At 39.4% G+C, this 18,486-nt stretch carries 19 protein-coding genes, 1 other RNA gene and 1 pseudogene; 19 read left to right on the forward strand and 2 right to left on the reverse strand.

The features are described from left to right. Positions 1-10 precede the first annotated feature (10 nt). A pseudogene (locus tag J5A74_06040) lies at positions 11-401 on the reverse strand (hypothetical protein). Between the two features lie 89 nt (positions 402-490). On the opposite strand from J5A74_06040, the gene J5A74_06045 reads away from it, so the two are divergent. From J5A74_06045 to J5A74_06065, 5 genes are all read left to right on the forward strand, one after another. Further along, positions 491-1,831 (forward strand): MATE family efflux transporter, encoded by a 1,341-nt coding sequence (locus tag J5A74_06045; protein ID QUI94991.1) that lies wholly within the window; start codon positions 491-493, stop codon positions 1,829-1,831. Between the two features lie 72 nt (positions 1,832-1,903). Then, positions 1,904-2,890 carry a diaminopimelate dehydrogenase gene (locus tag J5A74_06050; protein ID QUI94992.1) on the forward strand — a complete coding sequence of 329 codons (987 nt, stop codon included), beginning with the start codon at positions 1,904-1,906 and terminating at the stop codon, positions 2,888-2,890. A gap of 81 nt (positions 2,891-2,971) precedes the next feature. Then, a complete protein-coding gene (locus tag J5A74_06055) occupies positions 2,972-4,306 on the forward strand; it encodes a TrkH family potassium uptake protein (protein ID QUI94993.1) in 1,335 nt (444 codons plus the stop codon). Positions 4,307-4,316: 10 nt separating this feature from the next. Further along, complete coding sequence (locus J5A74_06060; protein QUI94994.1) at positions 4,317-4,973, forward strand: TrkA family potassium uptake protein; 657 nt, start codon at positions 4,317-4,319, stop codon at positions 4,971-4,973. Continuing rightward, positions 4,974-5,618 carry an HAD family hydrolase gene (locus tag J5A74_06065; GenBank protein QUI94995.1) on the forward strand — a complete coding sequence of 215 codons (645 nt, stop codon included), beginning with the start codon at positions 4,974-4,976 and terminating at the stop codon, positions 5,616-5,618. A gap of 53 nt (positions 5,619-5,671) precedes the next feature. Here J5A74_06065 and J5A74_06070 read toward each other — a convergent pair whose 3' ends face one another. After that, positions 5,672-6,541, reverse strand: coding sequence for a LysR family transcriptional regulator (locus J5A74_06070; protein QUI94996.1), 870 nt, complete (start codon positions 6,539-6,541; stop codon positions 5,672-5,674). A 241-nt stretch (positions 6,542-6,782) separates the two neighbouring features. Between J5A74_06070 and J5A74_06075 the strand changes: the two genes are divergently transcribed. The 14 genes from J5A74_06075 (at position 6,783) to J5A74_06140 (ending at position 18,486) form a co-directional block, all read left to right on the forward strand. Continuing rightward, positions 6,783-7,415 (forward strand): cell wall hydrolase, encoded by a 633-nt coding sequence (locus J5A74_06075; GenBank protein QUI94997.1) that lies wholly within the window; start codon positions 6,783-6,785, stop codon positions 7,413-7,415. A 90-nt stretch (positions 7,416-7,505) separates the two neighbouring features. Continuing rightward, complete coding sequence (locus tag J5A74_06080; GenBank protein ID QUI94998.1) at positions 7,506-8,165, forward strand: HAD-IA family hydrolase; 660 nt, start codon at positions 7,506-7,508, stop codon at positions 8,163-8,165. An 80-nt stretch (positions 8,166-8,245) separates the two neighbouring features. Further along, the gene (locus J5A74_06085; protein QUI94999.1) at positions 8,246-9,031 is read left to right on the forward strand and encodes a GNAT family N-acetyltransferase; all 786 of its coding nucleotides are present in this window, start codon (positions 8,246-8,248) and stop codon (positions 9,029-9,031) included. A gap of 62 nt (positions 9,032-9,093) precedes the next feature. Next, positions 9,094-9,273, forward strand: a non-coding RNA gene (gene ssrS, locus J5A74_06090) — 6S RNA. 60 nt (positions 9,274-9,333) lie between these two features. Then, a complete protein-coding gene (locus J5A74_06095) occupies positions 9,334-10,566 on the forward strand; it encodes an AI-2E family transporter (GenBank protein ID QUI95000.1) in 1,233 nt (410 codons plus the stop codon). 71 nt (positions 10,567-10,637) lie between these two features. After that, on the forward strand, positions 10,638-11,144 hold the full coding sequence (locus tag J5A74_06100) for an SEC-C domain-containing protein (protein QUI95001.1): 507 nt from the start codon (positions 10,638-10,640) through the stop codon (positions 11,142-11,144). A 61-nt stretch (positions 11,145-11,205) separates the two neighbouring features. Next, positions 11,206-11,961 (forward strand): class I SAM-dependent methyltransferase, encoded by a 756-nt coding sequence (locus J5A74_06105; protein ID QUI95002.1) that lies wholly within the window; start codon positions 11,206-11,208, stop codon positions 11,959-11,961. Between the two features lie 8 nt (positions 11,962-11,969). Continuing rightward, entirely contained in the window at positions 11,970-12,854 is an 885-nt protein-coding gene (hslO, locus tag J5A74_06110) for an Hsp33 family molecular chaperone HslO (GenBank protein ID QUI95003.1), read from the forward strand. Positions 12,855-12,929: 75 nt separating this feature from the next. Next, complete coding sequence (locus J5A74_06115; protein ID QUI95004.1) at positions 12,930-13,478, forward strand: catalase; 549 nt, start codon at positions 12,930-12,932, stop codon at positions 13,476-13,478. Positions 13,479-13,513: 35 nt separating this feature from the next. After that, positions 13,514-14,104 (forward strand): Holliday junction branch migration protein RuvA, encoded by a 591-nt coding sequence (gene ruvA, locus J5A74_06120; GenBank protein ID QUI95005.1) that lies wholly within the window; start codon positions 13,514-13,516, stop codon positions 14,102-14,104. 9 nt (positions 14,105-14,113) lie between these two features. Further along, entirely contained in the window at positions 14,114-15,106 is a 993-nt protein-coding gene (gene ruvB, locus J5A74_06125; protein ID QUI95006.1) for a Holliday junction branch migration DNA helicase RuvB, read from the forward strand. 9 nt (positions 15,107-15,115) lie between these two features. Further along, positions 15,116-17,326, forward strand: a complete 2,211-nt coding sequence (locus J5A74_06130; GenBank protein ID QUI96837.1) for a U32 family peptidase — start codon at positions 15,116-15,118, stop codon at positions 17,324-17,326. A gap of 76 nt (positions 17,327-17,402) precedes the next feature. Further along, positions 17,403-17,843 (forward strand): NUDIX hydrolase, encoded by a 441-nt coding sequence (locus J5A74_06135; protein ID QUI95007.1) that lies wholly within the window; start codon positions 17,403-17,405, stop codon positions 17,841-17,843. Between the two features lie 16 nt (positions 17,844-17,859). After that, positions 17,860-18,486 (forward strand): hypothetical protein, encoded by a 627-nt coding sequence (locus J5A74_06140; GenBank protein QUI95008.1) that lies wholly within the window; start codon positions 17,860-17,862, stop codon positions 18,484-18,486.

Below are 18,486 nucleotides of genomic sequence, written 5' to 3' on the forward strand. Positions count from 1 at the left end.
CGATTTCGTTATAGATTGGAAAGGTCATTCCTGTCTTTGAAAGCAAGAAGGAGATAATGGTTCCAATATCCATAGCCAGACAGAGCTGATAGACTGCTGGGGCATACATAGAAACTTCTCTTCTGTGTTTTACTTCTTCTTCGATCAGCATAGAATCATCTTCATAAACAGCTGTTTTAGTCAAATCCTTTTTCTTAATCAAATTATTGGCAAGTGGTCCGCCCATCAATGAACCCGCCACAAGACCAAAGGTTGCTGCCACAGCGGCTAGAGATGATTCCACCGACCACTGCTACAGGGATGCAAAATGTTGTTAAAAATGTAAACTTTTCCTTTAAGAGTACACCGACAAATAAGGCCAGTACAGCAAGTGCTACAGTCTGATACATATCGAGATAGATATTTTATAAAACTGTCAAGTTTGGTCATTGACAGTAAAAGAGAGGTAAAGTAATATAGCCAAAGAAATAAAAAGAATAAGGGGGAAGATATGACACATGATATGACTAAGGGAAATCCCTTGCAGTTAATTTTGCGATTTACGATACCTGTGTTTTTTGGCAATCTTTTTCAGCAAGTGTATAACCTGGCGGATGCACTCATTGCAGGGCGCTATATTGGAGTCAATGCACTGGCGGCCATTGGAAGTACAGGTTCCTTGATTTTTTTTGTGCTTGGTTGGCTGACAGGACTAACAAGTGGATTTGCAATTTTAGTTGCCCAAAGTTTTGGCGCACAGGATATGAAGAGGCTTCGCCACTATTTGGCTATGAGTATTTATCTCATTGGAGCAATGGTACTGGTGATGACAGTAGGGCTAACCTTAGTCAATGTTCCCATTTTGCGATTGATGAATACACCCGAAAATATTTTGCCCGATACTGCTGCTTATATGCATGTAATCTATTTGGGTTTGATTGCCACGGCGGCCTATGATGGACTTGCTGCTGTACTTCGTGCAGTGGGAGATAGTCGTTCACCTCTTTATTTTTTGGTTATTTCAGCAGTTATTAATGTTGTTTTAGACATTGTATTTGTATTGCAATTTCATACAGGCGTGGTGGGTTGCGCCTATGCGACAGTGATTTCGCAGGGAATTTCTGCACTCCTTTGTTTAATCTATATGATAAAAAAATATGAGATTTTGCATTTACATCGAGAAGATATGAAATTTTCATGGTACTCTGCAGTTCAAATGCTCAATTTAGGTGTGCCAATGGGATTACAATTTTCCATCACAGCGATTGGTACAATTATTGTACAGGGAGCCATTAATGTCTTTGGTGAGGCACATATTGCGGGATTTTCTGCAGCGAATAAGGTACAAAATGTCTGCACGACAATGTTTGCAGCCTTTGGAGCAACGATTGCCACCTATACGGGACAAAATTTAGGTGCAGGAAGAATGGACAGAGTGAGAGAGGGAGTAAAGGTGACGCTAAAGACATTGCTTGTTTTTTCTGTTGTCATTGCCATCATCATTTCCGTCTTTGGTGTGCAGATTGCGAGATTATTTGTTGGAGGATTAGATACAGAGGTTCTAGGGGCAGCAAGAAACTACTTCCAAGCAGTGATCTGGTTTTATCCATTTCTTGCCTGCATCTTTTTATATCGAAATACCTTGCAGGGATTGGGATATGGTCTTGTACCGATGCTTGGTGGTGTGTCAGAGCTTTTTGCCAGAGGAATGGTTGTAGTTGTTTTGGCAAGGTTTGGAAAATTTTTCCTTGTCTGTTTGGCTGATCCAGCTGCTTGGATATTTGCACTATTGCCAATTGTTCCATACTATTACTATATCAGTAAAAAAGTATTGACAAACGAATATAAATAGGTATAAAGTACTACTATTAAAGCACCGCAGTGATGGGGTGCTTTACCATTTTAGAAGTAAAGGAGAAAAATGATGAGCATTAGAATTGGTATCATGGGTTATGGTAACCTTGGAAGAGGTATTGAGTGTGCGATTAAGCAGAATCCAGATATGGAACTGAAGGCAGTATTTACAAGAAGAGACCCAAAGACAGTAAAGATTTTGACAGAGGGTGTCAATGTATATCCAGCAGCCGAGGCCGTAGCACACAAAGACGAGGTTGATGTTTTGATCCTTTGCGGTGGTAGTGCGACAGATTTGCCAACACAGACACCAGAGTTTGCAAAGAACTTCAATGTCATTGATAGTTTCGATACTCATGCAAGAATTCCAGAGCACTTTGCAAATGTTGATGCAGCAGCAAAGGCGAGTGGAAAGATTGCAATTATTTCTATTGGATGGGATCCAGGTATGTTCTCACTCAATCGTCTCTATGCAAATGCTGTATTGCCAAATGGAAAGGATTACACATTCTGGGGCAAGGGCGTTAGTCAGGGACATTCCGATGCAATCCGAAGAGTGGAGGGCGTCTTAGATGCAAGACAGTATACTATTCCTGTTGAGTCAGCACTTGAGGCAGTGAGAAATGGAGAGAATCCAGAGCTGACAACAAGACAAAAGCACACAAGGGAGTGTTTTGTTGTTGCAGCTGAGGGCGCAGATCTTGCAAAGATTGAAAATGAAATCAAGACAATGCCTAACTACTTCTCTGATTATGATACAACCGTACATTTCATTTCTCAGGAAGAGTTAGATAGAGATCACAAGGGAATTCCACATGGTGGTTTTGTATTCAGAAGTGGCAAGACGGGCTGGAACAATGAAAACTCACATATTATTGAATACAGATTAAAGCTTGATTCCAATCCAGAGTTTACAACATCTGTTCTTGTAGCTTATGCTAGAGCAGCATATAAGTTAGCTAAGGAAGGACAGACTGGTTGCAAGACAATCTTTGATATTGCACCAGCATATCTTGTCAATATGAGTGCTGAGGATATGCGAGCACATTTATTATAATTTTTTATTGAATAGGAAATGGCATATGTCTTGTACATGTGCCATTTTTTATGAAATTTATTTTGTTTTGGAGGAAGAAGGATGCGAAGACATTTGTCGCAGGGACAATTCATTGCGATTGGCTTTATCTTGATGATATTGATTGGGGCCATACTTCTAGATACCCCGATGGCCTCGAGGTCTGGACAGAGCATTGGATTTTTGAGTGCACTTTTTACAGCTACAAGTGCGAGCTGTGTGACAGGATTGGTTGTGGCAGATACAGCGACGCAGTGGACGCTGTTTGGTCAGATTGTTGTTTTAATTTTGATTCAAATCGGAGGACTTGGATTTATCAGTATTGGTGTGTTCTTTTCCATTATATTGCGAAGAAAAATAGGACTGAGAGAGCGTGGTCTAATGATGGAGAGTACCAATGCATTACAGCTTGGTGGAATTGTAAAATTTGCCAGAAGAATTGTGGCAGGAACAGCCATCGTCGAGGGCGTTGGAGCATTGCTCTTGATGATTCGCTTTATTCCAGAATTTGGTATTTTAAAGGGAATATGGTATGGAATTTTTCACTCCGTATCCGCTTTTTGTAATGGTGGATTTGACCTCATGGGTGCAAAATATGGAAAATATTCTTCTCTGGTTGCCTATTATGATGACCCATTAGTCAATATTGTGATTATGTCTCTGATTGTGATTGGCGGTATTGGCTTTGTTGTATGGGGAGATTTATTAAAAAATCGCTGGCATTTTAAGAAGTATTTGTTACATACAAAGATTGTATTATTGATGAGTACCATTTTAATCTTTGGTGGGGCTTTGCTCTTTTATTGGGCGGAAAGAAATGGTGTGCTCAAGGGAATGAGTGTGTCAGGACAGATTTTATCCAGCCTCTTTGCATCAGTTACGGCAAGAACGGCAGGATTTAATACAGTGGATACAGCAGCAATGTCAGGAGCTTCAAAGTTATTGACAACAGCATTGATGTTTATTGGTGGAAGTCCAGGTTCTACCGCAGGTGGTATTAAAACAACCACGCTCTTTGTACTTTTGATGGGCGTAAAGAAAAATGTGACAGGTGCCTATGGTATTCAGGCATTTGGAAAGCGCTTAGAGGATGATGCTTTGGCAACAGCAAGTATTATTGCGACCTTAAATATGGGGATTACCATTATCACCATCTTTATTGTGATGGGAATGCAACCATTTGCCATGCAGGATGTCGTGTTTGAAGCGTTTTCTGCCAGTGGAACTGTAGGAATTACAGCGGGAATTACAAGAGATTTAAATACAGTGTCTAGGATACTGATGATTATGTTGATGTATCTTGGAAGAGTGGGAAGTCTCTCCTTTGCTTTGGCTTTTATGGAGAGTAAGAAAAAGCCAAAGGTGATGTTGCCAAAGGAATCAATTAGTATAGGTTAGGAGAAGAAAAATGAAATCAATTTTAATCATTGGAATGGGAAGATTTGGTCGCCATCTCTGTAAGGAATTGGCAGAGCTTGGCAATCAAATTATGATCGTTGACCAGGAAGAAGATCGATTAGAGGGAATGTTTCCCTATGTCGTCAGTGCAAAAATTGGAGATTGTACCAATGAAGATGTTTTAAAGAGTTTGGGCATTGGAAATTTTGATATTGTTTTTGTCTGCATTGGAACAAATTTTCAAAGTTCTCTGGAGACTACCTCTTTAGTTAAGGAATTGGGGGCTAAGTATGTGGTGAGTAAGGCCAATCGAGATATCCATGCAAAGTTCTTACTAAAAAATGGTGCGGATGAGGTGATTTATCCAGATAGAGATATTGCAGAAAAAGTGGCCGTAAGTTATAGTTCAGATAGTATCTTTGACTATATTGAGTTGACCGATGAGTTTTCTATCTATGAAATTGCTCCGCTGCCAAAGTGGGTTGGCAAGACATTGAGAGATTTGGACTTGAGAAACACCTATAGTATCTCTGTGTTGGGAACAAAGCAAGGAGAGTATATGAAATTGATGCCACATGCAGACTATACAATCGACGGTCGGGCACATCTGATGGTCATTGGAAGAAAGAAAGACATTGATCGCATTGTAAAGGAGTTAGAGAAGTAGATGATTCGAGCATGTATTTTTGATTTGGATGGCACACTTTTGGATACCTTACATGCATTAAAAGAGACCATTAGTTTGACAATGGAACATTTGGGCTATCAAGCGATTGATGAGGAGCACACAAAGATTTTTGTGGGAGAGGGATATCAAAAATTTATTCAAAATGCATTGATCTACTCAGGAGATACTGAGTGTACACATCAAGAGGAGGCAGAAAAGTTTTATCTGGAAACTTTTGAGAAAACTTGCTTAGATGGGGTAAAGCCCTATGATGGAGTGGTTGAAGCTTTAAAAAAGTTAAAGGAAAAGGGAATACTTCTTGGGGTATTATCAAATAAGTCACAAGACCGTGCAGAGGACAATATCTACTCCCAATTTGGAAAAGATCTCTTTGATCTTGTCTATGGAGAAAGAGAGGGTATTCCCAAAAAGCCAGATCCCACAGCTCTTCTTGCAATGCTTAAGGAGTTGAATGTCTGTCCAGAGGAATGTATGTATTTTGGTGATACTTCGACAGATATGCAGACAGGAAGGGCAGCAAAAGTCCATACTGTGGGTGTATTATGGGGATTTCGAGATAGAAAGGAGCTAGAAAGTTTTTCACCAGAAAAGCTTTTGTCACATCCGTCAGAAATAGGAGAATGACAATGAATAGAGAAAAAGGACCTGTGATAAAGTTTCACAAGTCCTTCTTCTTTTTATAGAAATGATTTTAGTGCTGGATTTGGATTCGCAATGGAGTAATAAAATCCAATCGTTCGGTTGGGAATCGAATGTGGAAGGCGAATTTCAACGAGAGAACCTTGATTTAATTCGTCTTCAACAAATTCTCGAATGACACAGCCGATACCAATGCCAATCTTTGTAAACTCAATGAGAAGCTCCATGTTGGTCACTTCTAATAGCTGATGTGGAGAAATATTATGATTGAGCAAATATTCATCAATATATCTTCTGGTTGTGTTTTTTTTGTCTAACATCATGATATTTCCAACAAGAAGAGGATCGCATTCAATGCTCTCACGTAAATATAAGTGGTTGAGATATTCAGGAGAGGCCACAAAGGTGTCATGAATATCCATTAGTGGGGCAAATGCAAAATTTTTCTTGTTATTTGGCTGGACAACAAGCCCAAGGTCCAAGAGCCCATTGTCTACCATATTGACAGTTTGTGCTGTCGGTTGTGAGGCAATATTGACCATAATATGGGGATAGTTAGCGACAAAATCCTTTAATTTGGGAAGTAGTGTATATTTACACAATGTATTGCTTACACCAATTTTTATTTTTCCGATATGAAAATCCTTAATTCTTCGCAATTGTTGTTCACCAATACTGATAGAATGAAATGCATCTGAGATGTGATTGTAGAGCATTTGTCCTTCCATCGTCAAAGTGACACCTCTAGAGTTGCGCACAAAGAGGGTTACATTTAGGCTTTCCTCGAGCTTAGAAATTGATTTTGAAATTGCGGGCTGGCTGATATAGAGGCCTTTTGCTGCACGAGAGATATTTCCTGCTTTGGCAACTTCATAAAAAATTTTATATTGTGATAAATGTTGTTCCATGTAGCCTCCTTTCATTCTGAATATATATTATATCATTAGTTATAACATAAGGGAATAGAATAATGCGACAGAATATGTAACAATTTGGCTTAAATATAAAGTATCACTAAATATATTAAGAAAATATTTCAAAAATTATGTTATTTATTACAAATATAATTCAAAATATTGACATTCTGTAAAAAGCTCATTTATAATACATCTGGCATCACGGCACGAGCCGAGAAAAGAGGAGTATGTTATGTTAAAGTTAAAATCACTTTTGAAAATGAAGGATATGGACAAAGGTGAAAAAAAGTCGAACTTGAGTAAGCACACCATCAAGGTACTAGTGGGATTTTCTGTAGCTTTAGTTATGGGCATTTATACCAATGTGGGTATTCACCCAAGTGATCAGGTGGGGGCAAGTCTCAATGTCGATGCAGCAACAATAACAGCCCCAGCAAATGCTGATGTTGTTAATGAAGTGGATAAGAAGCAGGAAGATGAAGTTGCCAAATCGATTAGTGATGAGGATTACAACAATCTGTGCCGCATTGTGGAATCAGAATCTGGTGACAGCGATGTAGAAGGAAGAATGTTGGTGGCCAATGTGGTTTTTAACCGCGTAGCGAATGCTGAATTTCCAAACACCATTTCTGGTGTAATTTTGATGAAGGGACAATTTTCGCCAGTGAGCAATGGCTCATTTTATCGAGTAAAGGTTTCGCAAAAGACCATTACTGCTGTGAACAGGGTGTTAGCTGGTGAAGACATTTCACAGGGAGCTTTGTACTTTATGAATAGAGCAGGCTCATCAAAGAAAAATATCCGCTGGTTTGATAGTCATTTGACTTATTTATTTAAACATGGCGGACATGAATTTTTCAAGTAATAGAGGCAAAACCAAATAACGCAGACAGATGGCATACGAAATATTTTGTTTTGTATGCCATCTGTGCTATACTGAATCAAAAATAAGGAGTTGCCTATGAAACATATATTTTTTGATTTGGATGGGACATTAGTGGAATCGGCCTTGGGGATTACCAAGGCGGTGCAAAGGGCATTGGCTCATTTTGGGATTGTGGAGAAAAACTTAGAAAATCTTGAAGTTTTTATTGGTCCACCATTATTTGATAGCTTTCAGAAATATTATCACTTTTCTAAGGAGCAATATGACACAGCCATTGATATTTTTCACGATTACTATCATTCCGTTGGAATTTTTGAATGTAAATTATATGACGGGATAGAGGATGTATTGAGGGAATTAGTGGAAAATGGGAAAAAACTATATGTTGCCTCGTCAAAGCCTGAGGAACAGGCAAGAAAAGTGATCACCCATTTTGGGCTGGATGACTATTTTGTTTTTGTCGGTGGAGCAGATGGCGACCATGGCACAAAAAGGTCGACAAAGGCTGCAGTGATTGAATATGTAATGAGAGAAAACCATTTATCTAATCAAAAGGATATTGCTATGGTAGGAGATCGGTGCCATGATGTGTTGGGAGCAAGAGAAAATCATTTGCCCTGTGTGGGGGTTCTCTATGGATATGGAAATCAAAGAGAGCTTGAACAGGCGAAGGCAACAGTGATTGTTCGTTCACCAGAGCAGATCCCCGCAGCATTGTGTCAATTGTAAATATGCACAAGAGCTTTACTAAAAATCCCAATCGGTGTATACTAAACTTACGACAGATCGAAGGAGACGGAGGTAATAGGATGATTGAACTGGGATATACCAAAAGAAATCTTTTGACATCACTTTGTGAAGGTAGTGATGAACCATTGATTAAGGCCGCTATGGAAGATGCTGTGGGACGTGCGTGGGTGGCTGAGATGGACGAACCAAAATTTTGTGTCATCAAGGTTGGAAATTTTATCTATCTGATTGGTCTGCCACCAAAGGGAAGAAAGGCATTGGACCTTCGCAGCATTTTGCTTCGTGAGTGCAATAATGCCTATATTGTTCCAGAGAATGACCATTGGAAGCACTGGTTGGAGGATAATTTAAATTGCAATTATCGTATGGTAAGTCGCTATACAGTAAAGCGAGAAAAAAATAGCTGTGACCAATCAGCACTCAAGGAATGGATTGAGGCCATTGGAGCAGAGTATAAGTTGAGAAAACTGGATAGGACAGCATTTAAAAAGATTGCAGCCAATGAATGGAGCAGTGATTTTACCTGTAATTGTGATGAGGAAGAATTTTTCTTAAATGGCACAGGGTATGTTGTATATTTGGACAAGGAGATTGTCAGTGGTTGCAGTGTCTATGGATTTAGTGAGGGAAAGGTGGAAGTGACCATCGCCACAAAGCTTGGACACAAGCGAAAGGGATTGGCCATTGCAGCGGCTGCAAGATATATGCTTGATTGTGCTCGTGAGGATCGCTATCCACTTTGGGATACAGGATCGGTGCACTCCATTGAGCTTGCAGAGAAGTTGGGTTTTGTTGCTGATGGGGAGTATCAAGTTTTCCAGATTGCTGTGGATGATGACTTTTAGACTAAAAAGGGCTTGAAAAAGCAAAAAGAAAAAGATATAATGTCTGTGTAAGTACAGGAGAGTAATTCCTGGGGTGAACGACAATCTTATCAATTTTGATCCTACATATTGATTAATGGGATTCCAAAGAACTACAATGGATGTCAGGCCTCAATGGTTTAGTGGAAGGCAGATATTGTGGTGAGGTAACCCACCTAGCACAGCTAGGCGTCAATACATAAGACCGTCATTCTGGGGTTATTCACATAAATAAGACAAAAGCAGCGAGTAATCGCTGCTTTTCTTTCTAGGAGTGAAGAAGATTGAAAGATGAGTTTAAGCCATATTTTTATTGGGGAATGACAGCACTGGGTGTGATTGGTGCGGCTATTGGTATTTCTTTTATTGCCTTGCATGCAAGGGATATCTTTAGTATAGTGAAAAAAATTGCTTCGATTTTAACTCCGATTATCTATGGTGCAGTTTTGGCCTTTTTGATGACAGGACCTTATAATTTTTTTGTGGCATTTTTAAATCGTCATCTCAAAAAGGCAATAAAAAATCAAAAGTTAGCAAAAAAGATTTCAACGGGCATGGCCACTTTTTTATGTGTTATCTTAGTTATTGCTATCATTTCTTTGTTGGTGATGATGATTTTGCCACAGATGATTTCCAATGTAAGTGATATGCTCAATTCATTGCCAAAAGATTTAGCGAGCTTTGAGCCATCATTTTTAGAGCGATTTAAGCACTATCCTGTGGTGGATAAAAACTATGAAAGTGTAAAACTTAGTGTAATTAATTGGTTCAACCAATCCATTGTGCCAAATATCAACAAATATATTGTGGGATTTTCATCGGGCGTGATTACAGCATTTCATATGATTATCAATTTTTTGATTGGTTTGATGGTTATGGTCTATTTGCTCAATATGAAGGAGATTTTAGCTGCACAGGTCAAAAAGATTTGTTACAGTATATTGGAAGTAAAGAAAGCCAATCGGTTGCTTGAGGAGACAAGATATATTCGAAAGGTTTTTTCACAATTTATTGTGGGGAAGATTATTGATTCTTTGATTATTGGTATAATCAATTATGTGTTTATGCTCATTATTCATATGCCTTATGCACTCTTAATTAGTGTGGTTGTGGGCGTGACCAATGTAATTCCATTTTTTGGCCCATTTATTGGTGCGATTCCAAGTGCATTTATTTTACTATTGGTTTCACCAATTTCTTGTCTGGAGTTTTTAATTTGGATTTTAATACTGCAACAGGTCGATGGCAATATTATTGGACCAAAGATTCTTGGACAGACTACGGGGCTGGCAAGTTTTTGGGTGCTCTTTTCCATCTTGCTTTTTGGTGGATTATTTGGCATTGTTGGTATGGTGATTGGTGTGCCGACATGGGCTGTCATTTATCGTTTGACCAAGGAGAGAGTCAACATTAAATTGGGAAAGAAAAAGCTCTCTGTGGACAGCAAGGATTATTGGGGACTTCAAGGTATTGATGAAGAAAATGGGGAGTATATCAGGGAAATCAAAAAAGATTAGATACTTGCAAAACTAGTTTGACTAGGATATAATATCCTAGATATTTTGCAAACAATGAAAGGTGGTCAAAAATGACATTATTGGAGAACTGGAGAAATCTAGCTTATGGCGATGGAACCAATGATAAAGATAAAGAGACTTTGTGGACAAACTACTTCATGGTAGAGAAGGGGATCTATGAGCAAATCCTTAGCAATCCTAAGGAGAAGATTACTTGTACAGTGAAAGAGCTCGCAGAAAAATTCCATACGGATGTACAGACAATTACAGGATTTTTGGATGGCATCAATGAGTCTTTGACAGAGGAAAATCCAATTGAGACAATGGATGAGAATACCACAGTTAATATTGAGATTGTTCCGGAAAAACTCTACTACAACATGGTAGAGGCTAAGGCAGAGTGGTTATATAATCTTCCACAATGGGATAACATTCTCGATGCAGAAAAGAGAAAAGAAATTTACCATGCACAAAAGATCAGTGGTACTGTTGTAAAGCCAAAGAAGATTGGACGCAACGACCCTTGCCCATGTGGTAGTGGAAAGAAGTATAAGCATTGCTGTGGAAAGAATGCATAATGAGTAGAGCTGCCTTTCGTTAGAGAAAGGTAGCTTTCTTTTATTCTATGTGAGGTGATTTATGGGTTCGTATGAAGAATTTGCCTGGGTCTATGACGAATTTATGGACAATGTTCCCTATGAGAAGTGGTGTGATCAGATTTGTTCCGTTTTAAAAAGAGAGGGAATTGAAAGTGGCATTGTGGCAGATTTAGGTTGTGGAACGGGAGAGTTGACAGAATTATTGGCTAAGCAAGGGTATGACATGATTGGCATCGACAATGCACAGGAGATGCTCAATGTGGCGATGGAAAAGCGTTATGTGTCTGGGCTTGATATTCTCTATCTTTTGCAGGATATGCGTTCTTTTGAACTTTATGGAACTTGTCGAGCCATAATTAGTCGATGTGATAGTATCAATTACATCACAAGTTATGAAGACCTTGTTCAGGTTTTTCGTCTAGTTAATAATTATCTTGACCCCAAGGGACTCTTTATTTTTGATTGTAATTCACCATATAAATATAGAGAAGTTCTTGGCGAGACGACCATTGCAGAAAATCGTGAAAATGGAAGCTTTATTTGGGAAAATTCTTATGATGAACAGAGTCATATCAATGAATATGACCTTACACTCTATATTCAGAATGAGGATGGACAGCAATATAGGCGATATGAGGAGACCCATTTGCAGCGTGCATATACCATAGGGGAAATCAAGCAGGCCGCAAAAGAGGCAGGATTAGTTTTTCAATTTTTAGTTGATGCAGATACAGACAATGAGGTGACGAGACATACAGAGCGATATTTATTTTGTATGCAGGAGAATGGAAAGTAGGAAGTAAAATGAAGGATTATATTGTAAAAGCAACAGCGGCACAGGGAATGATCCGTGCCTTTGCGTGCACATCAAAGGATACCGTGGAGAAGGCAAGAGCTTCTCATGGAACAAGTCCTGTGGTCACAGCTGCACTTGGAAGACTTTTGAGTGCAGGGGCGATGATGGGCAGTATGATGAAGGATGAAAAAGATTTATTGACACTAAAGATTCAGGGAAATGGACTGATGCAGGGAGCAGTGGTAACTGCTGATTGCAATGGAAATGTCAAGGGATATCCATTTGAGCCAGTAGTTATGATTCCAGCCAATGACAAGGGGAAATTAGATGTTGCTGGAGCTATTGGTATTGGAATTTTGAGTGTGATTTCTGATATAGGCTTAAAAGAACCTTATGTCGGTCAGGTTGAGTTGATTTCAGGGGAAATTGCAGAGGATATCACCTACTACTATGCGACGAGTGAGCAGACTCCATCGAGTGTGTCTCTGGGTGTATTGATGACAAAGGAAAATACAGTAGATAGTGCAGGTGGCTTTATTATTCAATTGATGCCACATTGTCCTGAGGAGTTGATTGTAAAGTTAGAGGAAAAATTAGCACATATTGAGCCGATGACGACAATGTTACACAAGGGGATGACACCAGAGGATGTCTTGAGAGAACTTCTTAACGATATGGACTTAGAAATTAATGAAAAAATCGACATGCAATTCCATTGCAATTGCACAAAGGAGAGAGTGGAAAAGGCCTTGATTAGTGTGGGCAGGAAGGAATTGCAGGAAATGATTGATGATAAAAAGCCAATTGAGGTAAAATGTCATTTCTGCAATAAGGCGTATCATTTCTCTGTACATGAATTGGAGGAGATGTTAGAAAGAGCATCGAACGAATAGAAATGAGAGATAAGCAGGGGTGTGGTTTCACACCCCTGTATGTATTATAAAATGAAAAGTTGAGGTAATCTACTTATGCAATATGCCAATATATTTAAGCATCTAAGGACCATCACCGAGCATAAACTTGCAGTGATGGAGCTTTGTTTTCGAGTTGGGCTGATTAAGCAGGGCCTATTACATGATCTAAGTAAGTATTCGCCAGAAGAATTTATTACAGGAATTTATTTTTATCAAGGGACAAGAAGCCCAAATGCCGCAGAAAAAATGGTCAGAGGGTATTCGGTGGCTTGGTTACATCACAAAGGTAGGAATAAGCATCACTTTGAATATTGGATTGACTATGCAATTGATCCGACAGAAGGATTGGTGGGAATGAAAATGCCCCTTCGCTATGTATTGGAGATGTGCTGTGATCGCATTGCTGCATCCAAAGTCTACAACAAGGGACATTACACAACGGATATTCCATGGAATTATTATCAAAGAACAGAAAAATTATTGTTGATTCATCCAGATACCAAGAAATTGTTGGAGAAAATATTGTTGATCAACAAGGACCAGGGGGAGGAGCGAGCCATTGCATTTATGCGTTGGATGTTGCGTCATCCAGAACGCTACTAATTAGAGATGGATTCTATTTTGAAGAGAGGAAGAATATGATTTCATATATCAAAGGAAAATTAATGCAGGTGGCACAAAACTTTGTCGTTGTGGATCATCAGGGGATGGGAATTTCTGTCTTTGTACCAACATCAATGATGGCAAGACTTTCTCCAGTGGGAGAGGAGATTTTTTTACATACCTATTTTCGCGTAGGTGAGGATGGTATGCAACTTTATGGTTTTTTGGAGGATAAAGATCTGGAGATATTTAAGCAGTTGATTACAGTCAGTGGAATTGGACCAAAGGGAGCTTTGGGAGTGCTTTCTGCTCTATCTTCTGATGACCTTCGCATTGCTATTTTATCAGGCGATGCAAAAGCGATTGCCAAGGCTCCAGGTGTGGGAATAAAGACGGCACAGCGAGTCATTATTGATTTAAAAGAAAAAGTAAAATTTGAGGATGGAAATTATCTCGCCAATGACAAGGAAGAAAAAAATAGTGTAAGTGCAGATGCCATTTCGGCCTTGGTTTCTCTTGGATATTCGTTGAGCGATGCGACGAGAGCAGTGCATTGTGTAGCAAAAACAAAAGAGATGAAAGTAGAGGATGTGATTAAAATGGCACTGCGCAATTTAATCGGATAGGAGGGGAAGATGGAAAGAAGAGTGATTCAGACAGAGCTTGTGGCTCAAGAGCAACAATTAGAAAGTAGTTTGCGTCCACAGCTTTTGGATGAATATATTGGTCAAGAAAAGATTAAGTCAACGATTAAAATTTACATTGAGGCGGCCAAGCAAAGAGGAGAGAGTCTTGACCATGTCCTCTTTTATGGACCACCGGGACTTGGTAAGACAACATTGAGCACAATTATTGCCAATGAAATGGGGGTCAATTTAAAAATCACTTCTGGACCAGCAATTGAAAAGCCAGGGGATATGGCGGCAATTCTGAATAGTTTGCAGGAAAATGATGTACTTTTTGTTGATGAGATTCATCGCCTAAATCGCCAAGTGGAGGAGATTCTCTATCCTGCAATGGAGGATTTTGCCATCGACATTATGATTGGAAAGGAAGTGAACGCAAGGAGTATCCGCCTAGATTTGCCAAAATTTACTTTAATTGGAGCAACAACAAGGGCGGGGCTTTTAACTGGACCACTAAGAGACCGCTTTGGCGTAGTGCAAAAATTAGAGTTCTATCAAGTTGATGAACTTCAGAGTATTATTCTGCGTTCGGCAAATGTTTTGGGTGTGGAGATTGGTCAAGAGGGGGCCTTGGAGTTGGCAAGAAGAAGCCGTGGAACGCCAAGACTGGCCAATCGCCTGTTAAAGCGAGTGAGAGACTTTGCACAGGTTAAGTATGATGGAAAAATCACAAAGGAAGTCGCAGATTTTGCACTGGATGTCTTAGAGGTGGATAGACTTGGTCTCGATCAAAATGATCGGGCGATTTTGCTGACACTGATTGAAAAATTTTCTGGTGGCCCTGTGGGATTAGAGACTTTGGCAGCAGCACTTGGAGAGGACAGTGCGACCTTAGAAGATGTCTATGAGCCCTATTTATTGATGAATGGCTTGATCAATCGAACGCCAAGAGGGCGAGTGGCCACAGAAAATGCATATCGGCACTTGGGATTACAAAAGTAGAAAGTGGGAATTATGGAAATAGAAGTACTTGCACCAGCAGGTTCATATGAAAGTTTGGTTGCCGCAGTCAATGCGGGGGCAGATGCCATCTATATTGGTGGCGAAAAGTTTGGGGCACGAGCTTATGCAGATAATCCGAAAGAAGATGAGTTACTAAAGGGCATTACCTATGCTCATCACTTTGGTGTGCGTGTGTATATGACGGTCAATACATTATTAAAAGAGAATGAGATGAAAGAGCTCTATGACTATCTTCTTCCCTATTATCGGGCAGGACTAGATGCCGTCATTGTTCAGGATATGGGGGTGTTTCATTTTGTGCATCAATATTTTCAAAATATGGATATTCACATCAGCACGCAGGTAAGCATTACAGGGCCTGAGTCAGTCAAGCAGTTGCAGGCAATGGGAGCAACAAGAGTTGTGCCGGCGAGAGAACTCTCTCTTGCAGAAATTGCAGCCATTGATGCCACAGGGGATATTGAAATCGAGTGTTTTGTCCATGGAGCACTTTGCTATGCCTACTCTGGACAATGTCTGATGAGTTCATTGATTGGCGGAAGGAGTGGAAATCGAGGGCGCTGTGCACAAACTTGCCGCCTGCCCTATAGCCTTTACAATGAAAAGGGAGAAGAAATTAGCAAAAATGGGAAAAATCATCTGCTTAGTTGCAAGGATTTATGCAGCCTAGATATTTTGCCAGACTTAATTGAAGCAGGGGTTGATTCGCTAAAAATTGAGGGAAGAATGAAATCGCCAAGGTATACAGCGGGTGTTGTACGTATTTGGCGAAAGTATGTGGATCTTTATAAGAAGGTTGGAAAAAAGGGATATCAAGTTGAGCCAAGTGATCGAAGGGAATTGCTCGATTTGTTTGACCGAGGCGGACAGACGGATGGTTATTATACTAAGCACAATGGAAAAGATATGATCGCTTTTGGAGAAAAGCCAAAAAAGAGAGAGGTCAATGAAAAACTGTTTGATTTTCTTGATAAAACTTATGTGGAAACACAGAAAAAACACGATTTAGTGGGAAAATTAAGGGTACATACTCAAATGCCGATGATATTGGAACTAAGTTGTGATAAAGCCGTGGTCTGTGTACAGGGAGCGATTCCTGATGTAGCAAAAAGTCGCTCGGCAACGGTGGAAGAGGTCAAAAAGCAAATTCAAAAGATGGGTGGGACATGGTATCAACTCAAAGATTTGGAAGTAGAATTAGACGATGGTTTATTTATTCCTGTAAAAGCTTTAAATGACTTAAGAAGAGAGGCTATTGCAGTATTAGATGAAAAGATTTTGTCTCCATATTATCGAGAGGTAGAGCTACCTTATACTAGAAATATTGAGGAAAAGAAAAAAGCAGAGAAAGAGGAGAAAAAGCCATTTCTTCATGTTGTATGTGAGACAAAAGAGCAACTTCAGGCAATAGCTGAGTGTTCATCAAATCATTTGATGGTAGAGGAAATTAGTTTTGAAGCAGATACTATCGCAGCGAGTGATTGGAAGAATACAGTTGATAATCTCCATCAAAAAGGTTATCGTGTCAACTTATACTTGCCTCATATTTTTAGGTTAGAAGCAAAGCAGTTTTTTAATGAGCATGAAAAGGAATTCGTTGAGGCAGGATTTGATGCACTGATGATTCGCTCCCTAGAAGAAGTGGGCTATGTGGAAGGGATCTTTAAAAAGTATCAAGAAAAGAGACCAAAATTTCTTTTTGACTATACAATGTACAATTATAATCATGAGGCAGCAGATACTTTGAATTTATTGGGGGCAGACAAAGAGACTTTGCCAGTGGAATTTAACCTAAAGGAATTAAAGAAGATGGATTGTGCAGGCAAGGAATTGCTTGTCTATGGACGAATACCTATGATGGTCAGTGCACAATGTTTAAAGAAAAATACTTTGGGCTGTGATCACAAGATGAGTCTATTGACATTACAAGATCGATATAAAAAGGATATGCCGGTAAAAAATCGCTGTACATTTTGTTATAATAGCATCTACAACGCACAGCCATTGTCAACCATTGGCTTGGTCACAGAGATTTCTAACCTAGGTGTCGAGAGTTATCGCCTGTGGTTTACGACAGAAAAAAAGGATGAAGTGCGAAAGATTGTGGACTGCTATGTGGATGTCTATCTTCAAAATCAAAGAAGGGAAGAACCGATCAAAGATTTTACAAGAGGGCATTTTAAGCGAGGAATAGAATAGATGGGTAAGGCTTGATTTCAATTTTTTTATAGGCTATACTATGCTAGTAAAAAACACTTAAACAGGAGGGATTGCAGTGATTGAGGCAACGAGCTGTGGCGGTGTGGTTATTTTTCGAGGAAAGATTCTTGTATTGTATAAAAACTATAAAAATCGATATGAGGGCTGGGTATTGCCAAAAGGAACGGTTGAAAAAGGTGAAACCTATGAAGAGACTGCACTAAGGGAAGTTAAAGAAGAGACTGGCGTGGAGGCCAAAATTGTGGACTACATAGGCAGGAGTCAATATACCTTTAATGTACAAGAGGGTGTGGTGAGCAAGGAAGTACATTGGTATTTGATGTTGGCCGATAGTTATTATAGTAAACCACAAAGGGAGGAGTTTTTTGTTGACTCGGGATATTATAAATATTATGAGGCATATCATCTTCTAAAATTTGCCAATGAAAAATTAATGTTGAGCAAGGCTTATGAGATGTATCAGGTATTCAAAAAGAGTGGAACCTGGAGAGCATAGAAAATGGAGGATTAGTGTGATTGAATTAGAGCGTACATCCGTATTTAATTTAGAAAATGCAATGCGCGGAGCAAGAAATCCAATGAATTCTTGGAATCGAATGGACAGCTACTATGATGAAAATCATGAGTATGTTTTAGGACCGAATGATTTGTCCTTGGCTACGAGACTGAGAAAGGCGGGATCTGATCACAGAAAATTTATTCGTCAAATTATGGTGTCTGTTGACATTACAGCACCACTGTATTGGTGGAAAGAATATGATACTTATAAGGTGGCCACAGTGGCCAATTCTACTTCGACCATGCACAAAATTCATGCAAAGTCATTTGAGCTTGATGATTTTTCACATGATCATTTGAGCGAAAATGGGTTAAGGGTATTGAATTTGATTATTGCGAACTTGGAGGAGATTCGTCTTCGCTATGTTGAAAGCAAAAATAGGGAAGATTGGTATGATATGATTCAACTTTTGCCATCGAGTTACAATCAAATGCGAACTTGTACGCTCAACTATGAGACATTGGTGAATATTTACTATGCGAGAAGAAATCACAAATTGGAAGAATGGCATCATTTTTGTGATTGGATTGGTAAATTACCTTATGCAAAAGAGTTGATTATTGCGGAAGAAGGTCAGTAA

Source organism: Lachnospiraceae bacterium oral taxon 096, from assembly GCA_018141845.1.
Classification (GTDB): Bacteria; Bacillota; Clostridia; order Lachnospirales; family Lachnospiraceae; genus F0428.